Origin of the sequence: Streptomyces sp. NPDC046716, from assembly GCF_040645755.1 — a bacterium.
In the GTDB taxonomy this organism is placed as follows: domain Bacteria; phylum Actinomycetota; class Actinomycetes; order Streptomycetales; family Streptomycetaceae; genus Streptomyces.
This window is the reverse complement of record NZ_JBEYYU010000017.1, coordinates 136,047-142,046: the sequence shown is the minus strand read 5'-3', so window position 1 is coordinate 142,046 and position 6,000 is coordinate 136,047. Positions and strand designations below refer to the sequence as shown.

At 71.1% G+C, this 6,000-nt stretch carries 7 protein-coding genes and 1 pseudogene; 1 reads left to right on the top strand and 7 read right to left on the bottom strand.

The window, feature by feature from the left end; translation table 11 throughout:
- Positions 1–93: pseudogene (locus ABZ930_RS15860) on the bottom strand (decaprenyl-phosphate phosphoribosyltransferase); the annotation flags it as partial.
- Positions 94–204: 111 nt separating this feature from the next.
- Here ABZ930_RS15860 and ABZ930_RS15855 point away from each other — a divergent pair.
- Positions 205–1,323 (top strand): hypothetical protein, encoded by a 1,119-nt coding sequence (locus tag ABZ930_RS15855; protein WP_361547577.1) that lies wholly within the window; start codon positions 205–207, stop codon positions 1,321–1,323.
- Positions 1,324–1,372: 49 nt separating this feature from the next.
- Here the strand turns inward: ABZ930_RS15855 and ABZ930_RS15850 are convergent, their stop codons facing one another.
- From ABZ930_RS15850 to ABZ930_RS15825, 6 genes are all read right to left on the bottom strand, one after another.
- Positions 1,373–2,902 carry a UDP-N-acetylglucosamine 1-carboxyvinyltransferase gene (locus ABZ930_RS15850; RefSeq protein WP_361547574.1) on the bottom strand — a complete coding sequence of 510 codons (1,530 nt, stop codon included), beginning with the start codon at positions 2,900–2,902 and terminating at the stop codon, positions 1,373–1,375.
- 64 nt (positions 2,903–2,966) lie between these two features.
- On the bottom strand, positions 2,967–3,170 hold the full coding sequence (locus ABZ930_RS15845; protein ID WP_361547571.1) for a DUF4236 domain-containing protein: 204 nt from the start codon (positions 3,168–3,170) through the stop codon (positions 2,967–2,969).
- 58 nt (positions 3,171–3,228) lie between these two features.
- A complete protein-coding gene (locus tag ABZ930_RS15840; RefSeq protein WP_361547568.1) occupies positions 3,229–3,984 on the bottom strand; it encodes an MBL fold metallo-hydrolase in 756 nt (251 codons plus the stop codon).
- A gap of 55 nt (positions 3,985–4,039) precedes the next feature.
- Positions 4,040–4,600: a YbhB/YbcL family Raf kinase inhibitor-like protein gene (locus tag ABZ930_RS15835; protein WP_361547565.1), complete on the bottom strand. Its 561-nt coding sequence runs from the start codon at positions 4,598–4,600 to the stop codon at positions 4,040–4,042.
- Complete coding sequence (locus ABZ930_RS15830; RefSeq protein ID WP_361547562.1) at positions 4,597–5,157, bottom strand: isochorismatase family protein; 561 nt, start codon at positions 5,155–5,157, stop codon at positions 4,597–4,599. Before ABZ930_RS15830 ends, ABZ930_RS15835 begins: the two co-directional genes overlap by 4 nt.
- A 92-nt stretch (positions 5,158–5,249) precedes the next feature.
- Positions 5,250–5,702 carry a MarR family transcriptional regulator gene (locus ABZ930_RS15825; protein WP_361547559.1) on the bottom strand — a complete coding sequence of 151 codons (453 nt, stop codon included), beginning with the start codon at positions 5,700–5,702 and terminating at the stop codon, positions 5,250–5,252.
- Between the last annotated feature and the right edge of the window lie 298 nt (positions 5,703–6,000).

Genomic DNA, 6,000 nt, shown 5'->3' with positions numbered 1-6,000 from the left:
GTACACCGCCGCCGAGGCGAGGGTGAACAGGCAGAAGACGAGAGCCACTTGAGTGACCGCGTGCCGGGAGAACAGCTCGCCCGCGGCGGCGGGGGTCCTTCCCCGCCCGCCCCTGCGCCCCCCCACATCCCCCCATCCCCCCAACCGAAGGTTCCCCCCCATGACCGATCGACAGCTCTCGAAATCCCGATGGAGAAAACGAAGATGGCTACGCGCAGAGGTTTTATAGGTGGCGCCACCGGTGTCGGAACCGCGGCCCTGCTCGGCTACTCGGCGACCCCGAGTGCCGCGGACACCGTGACCGCGGCGGCGGTCACCCAGACACAGGCGCGCGAGTCGATGTTCGCCGTGAACGCGGGCATGCGCGCCAACTACGCCACACTCAAAGCCGAGTTGGTCAAGCACCTCGCTCCGGTGGTCGTCGTCCAGAACGACGCCAAGGGCGGCCGCTTCACCCTCGTGACCAAGGCCGGACAGGAGTCCGCCAACCCCGTCCCGCAGACCTTCGAGCTGGCGAAGTCCATCGCCCACACCCCGCTCGGCGTCTTCTCGGTGATCGCGTCCTACCTCGCCGACAAGATCCCCAACCTGGCGAACGCGGACCGCATCGACCCGCACGACCTGATGATGGTCGCGTACAACGACGACACGTCCACCGCGTGGATCGAGCCCCTCAAGGCCTACGCCGCCAAGCTCTCCACGGCCCGCCAGAACCTGCCCGCCGCCGGACTGCCGGCCGCGCTCCAGACGTCCTGCGCCACGATCCTCGACGGCGCCCTCGCCTTCATCAAGACGTCCGTCGCCGCCAGGCGCTTCGACATGGCGTCCTTCGAGGAGTTCTCCGGCAGCGTCTACCCGGCCATCCGCACCAACATGGAGCACGCCTCGCAGGCCCAGATCAAGGGCGTGCAGGACATCATGAAGACCTGGCGCGCCAAGGTCGGCGAGGCGGCGTGGGCGGACCTCTACTGCGTGGTGATCTCGCAGTGGACCACCAGCGTGCTCAACCAGAACACCATCATCATCAAGGACTGCATGAACGCGGCGAAGGTCGCCACCCACCTGATCGACCTGCCCGGCCTGGAGCCCCCGGCCGACCCGGTCTTCACCGCGCTCGACAACCTCGCCCGCATCGTGCAGGACAACATCGCCGCGGAGATGGTGTTCCCGAAGGACACCGTGGTCGCCGACGCCCTCAAGGGCCAGCAGGACCTGCTCTCCGACGAGATCCTCAAGCAGCTCGGCACCGTCAACGTGACGGCCCAGGCCGCACCGCTCTACAACACGGTCGCCACCCCGGGGGTGTGCCCGGTCCGGAAGTAGCCCCGCACGACGCGCGGCGGCCCCTCCGGAGGGGCCGCCGCGCACCCGCTCAGATGTCCCGGAACGTCTCGATCTGCGCGCCCACGGAGTTGAGCCGCTCCGCCAGCTCCTCGTAACCGCGGTTGATCACGTACACGTTGCGCAGCACCGAGGTGCCCTCGGCCGCCATCATCGCCAGCAGGACGACCACGGCGGGGCGCAGGGCCGGCGGGCACATCATCTCCGCCGCGCGCCAGCGGGTCGGGCCCTCCACCAGGACCCGGTGCGGGTCGAGGAGCTGGAGGCGGCCGCCGAGGCGGTTGAGGTCCGTGAGGTAGATCGCGCGGTTGTCGTAGACCCAGTCGTGGATGAGGGTCTTGCCCTGGGCCGACGCCGCGATCGCCGCGAAGAACGGCACGTTGTCGATGTTCAGGCCCGGGAACGGCATCGGGTGGATCTTGTCGATCGGCGCCTCCAGCTTGGAGGGCCGGACCGTGAGGTCCACCAGGCGCGTGCGCCCGTTGTCGGCGACGTACTCGGCCGAGCGGTCGTGGTCGAGCCCCATCTCCTCCAGCACGGCCAGCTCGATCTCCAGGAACTCGATCGGCACGCGCTTGACGGTGAGTTCGGACTCCGTGACGACCGCGGCGGCCAGCAGGCTCATCGCCTCGACCGGGTCCTCGGACGGCGAGTAGTCGACGTCCACGTCGATGTGCGGCACGCCGTGCACGGTCAGGGTCGTGGTGCCGATGCCCTCGACCTTGACGCCCAGGGCCTCCAGGAAGAAGCACAGGTCCTGGACCATGTAGTTCGACGACGCGTTGCGGATGACGGTCCGGCCGTCGTGGCGGGCCGCCGCCAGCAGCGCGTTCTCCGTCACCGTGTCGCCGCGCTCGGTCAGCACGATCGGACGGTCCGGGGTGACGTCCCGCTCCACCTGGGCGTGGTACAGCCCCTCGGTCGCCGCGATGTCCAGGCCGAACCGGCGCAGCGCGATCATGTGCGGCTCGATCGTGCGGGTGCCGAGGTCGCAACCGCCCGCGTACGGCAGCTTGAAGCGGTCCATGCGGTGCAGCAGCGGGCCCAGGAACATGATGATCGAGCGCGTGCGGCGGGCCGCCGTCGCGTCGATGGCGTCCATGTCCAGGTCGGCCGGCGGCACGATCTCCAGGTCGACGCCGTCGTTGATCCAACGGGTGCGCACGCCGATGGAGTTGAGGACCTCGAGGAGCCGGTAGACCTCCTCGATCCGGGCCACGCGGCGCAGCACCGTGCGCCCGTCGTTCAGCAGCGACGCGCAGAGCAGCGCCACGCACGCGTTCTTGCTCGTCTTGACGTCGATCGAGCCGGACAGACGGCGCCCGCCGACGACCCGCAGATGCATCGGGCCCGCGTAGCCGAGGGACACGATCTCGCTGTCGAGGGCTTCGCCGATCCGGGCGATCATCTCAAGACTGATGTTCTGGTTGCCGCGCTCGATCCGGTTGACGGCGCTCTGGCTGGTGCCGAGCGCCTCGGCGAGCTGCGCCTGCGTCCAGCCCCTGTGCTGGCGGGCGTCGCGGATGAGCTTGCCGATGCGTACGAGGTAGTCGTCTGCCATGAGGTGCACGTTATCTCAGATATGAGATGACGCATTTCGGGGGGTCCATCGGAGTGACTGGGTGTCAGTGGCCCCTGCTGCGCTTGGTGGTCGTCTTCCGCCAGCCGAACGGGCCGGGGAGGTCCATGGACGTCGTGCGGCGGCCGGTGCTGCTGTGGGTGTGGCGCGGCCCGTTCTTGCCGCCGGTCGTGATCGACCAGGACTTGCGGTTGATGTTGAGCCGCACCCCGGGCAGGATGCGGAAACTCTTGCGGAATGTGAGGGGCATGGGCGGGTCTCCTTCCGGCTGGTGCCGTCCGGATACCCGCCCGCCCCTTGATCAGACGTCAGCCGAGGGGAAACACCGCGCCCGGCGCCGCCCACGCCACCGGCCCCGGGAACGTCGTGGCCGCACGCGTCACCGCGTCCCCCGGAGCGATCCCGCGCCCCACGTGCGTCACGATCAGCCGCCCGGCGCCGGCCGCGGCGGCCGTCTTCCCGGCGTCTTCCGGTGCGTGGTGCACCCCGTCCGCCGAGTCGCCGTCCGCCTCGCACAGCAGGGTTCCGCACCCGGTCGCGAGCTCGGTCAGGGCCGGGCAGGGCGCGCTGTCGCCCGAGTAGACCAGCGAGTGCCCCTCGTGCTCCACGCGCAGCGCGAACGCGGGCATCCCGTGCGCCACTTCGCGCGCGGCCAGATCGAGGGCGCCGATCCGGGCACCGTGCCCGTCCGACAGCTCCCGTATCTCGAAGGCGTCCTCGACGGGACTGCGCCGGTCGCCCGAGGTGAGGAAGTCCGCGAGCCGGTCGGCGATCCCCGGCGGCCCGTACAGCGGCAGCGGCCGCTCGCGGCGCACGTCCGCGTAGAGCAGCCCGTAGAAGGCGGTGAGCAGATCGGCGCAGTGGTCGGCGTGCAGATGGGAGATCCACACGGCGTCGATCTCGTCGAGCCGGGCGTGCCGTTGCAGCGCCCCGAGCGTCCCGCTCCCGGCATCCACCCAGAGTCTGGCCCCGCCGCCCTCGACGAGATACCCGGAGCACGGATTGCCCGCATCCGGGTACGGAGTGGCGCTGCCGAGCACGGTGAGACGAAGGTCACTGGCCATTGCGGGACGCTATCGGACCGGGGCCGTGGCCGGTGCGGAGGGGCCCGGTCCCGGCCTAGCGACGCTCGTACGTGCCGGTCAGCCGCCCCCGCCCGAGGAGCGGCGCGGCGATCGACGACAGGAGCGCCCCCGGCCGGGCCCCGCCCGCCGCGTCGCCGAGCGGAGCCGACAGCGCGTACAGCTGGAACACGTACCGGTGCGGACCGTGCCCCTTGATCGGCCCGGGGCCGTGATAGCCCCGCCCGATGCTCGCGCGCAGCGGCCGCACCCCGGGCACCGGCTGCCGGGCGTCCAGCGCGCCGGGCTCCAGCTCGGTGCGGGACGGGTCGATCAGCGCGACGCAGTGCGTGATGGGCCGGGGCAGCGGGACGTCCAGGTCCTCCATGACGAGCAGGAGCTGCGCCGTCCCGGCGGGCGGGGCGGTCCAGGTCAGGTGCGGCGAGACGTCCTCGCCGCCGGTGTTCCTCGCCGCCTGCCGGGCCGGCATGGGGGCGCCGTCGGTGAAGTCCCGGCTGGTGAGGGTGAGATTCTCCGGGGCCCGGAGGGTGGGCCGGTGCCAGGCGGAGTGGGCCTCGTCCGCCTTGCGGTTCTTCAGGAGTGTGCCGAGCAGCGTCATCGGGTCGCCCCCATCATGTCGATGATCTCCTGCGTGGTCGCGGTCTCGCCCAGCTTGGGGAAGACGCGCCGCACGCTGTGCTCGTGGACGGCTGCGTCCGGGTCGTCCATCGCGTCGGTGGCGAGCACGACGTGGTAGCCGTGGTCGACGGCCGAGCGCGCGGTCGACTCGACGCCCGAACCGGTCGCGACGCCGGTCAGCACGACCTGGGTGACGCCGTGGTCCCGCAGCAGGGCGTCGAGCCCGGTGTCGTGGAACGCGCTGCGCCGCCGCTTGCTGACGGTGAAGTCGCCGGGCTGCGCGCCCAGTTCGTCCACGAGGTCGGCGAAGCCGTCGGGCAGGGTTGTGCCGGTCCGGTGCCGCGCGGTCTCGGTGCGGCCGGGCGCGACGCCGGTGACGTTGACGAGGATCACCGGCAGACCGTGCCGCCGGAAGGCGTCCGCGAGCCGGGCCGACCGCTCCACGACGGGGGCGAAGGGGGACCCGGCCGGGACGATGCCCTTCTGGAGGTCGATCACGACGAGCGCGGGGGTGGGGTCGATGGTGCTGAGTGCCATGGTGCCGATGACTCCTGGGGATCCGACGATGCCGGGACGGCGGGGGAGAGGGAAGGGATGGGGAAAGGGGGAGGCCTAAGGTCTCCGGGATCTCAGATGCGCCGGGCCAGCCGCTCGACCAGCGGCGCCACCGCGCCGAGCCGGGCCCGTTCCTCCGGGGTGAACGCGTCGGAGCCCAGCGCCCGGGCGAGCATCTCGACCCGCTCGTTGCGCTTGTCCCGCAACGCCCGGCGCCCGGCGTCCGTCACGGAGAGCACCATCCGGCGCCCGTCGTCCGGGTCCGGGCTGCGCTCGACGAGGCCGCGCTCGCGCAGCACGCCGAGCGTCGCCCCCATGGCCTGCGCCGTGATCTGCACCTCGCGGGCGAGCGCCGACGAGGTGGTGGGACCCAGCCGGTCCAGGCGGGACAGTGCGGTGCGCTGCGGCATGGTCAGCCCGCTCTCCACGGGCGTCTGCCGCACACGCCGCACCAGCGTGCTGACGCTCGCGAGCAGGGCGGCGGCGATCGCCTCGGGGTCCGGCTCGGGGTCCGGCTCGTGGTTCATACATTAAGGCTAATTGATAAGGCTGCCTTAGTAAATCCTCGGAGGCCGGTACGGCCAGCGCTGGTGGAGGTCCGGACCCCGTACGACGATGGAAGGGCCGTGCGCGGGTACGCGCAGCAGTGAGCCCCGCGCGGCACCGCTTGATGGCACCGACGGGTGATGTATTAGAGTTATCTCGACATCGAGATATCTGCCGAGGCGCACGCAGCCCCGCGCCGCTGCCGAGTCCGACGGTAAGGGTTACCTAACTTAGCCTTACCTTAGCGGATGGGCGACCTGGCGTGGCGGCAGGATGCGG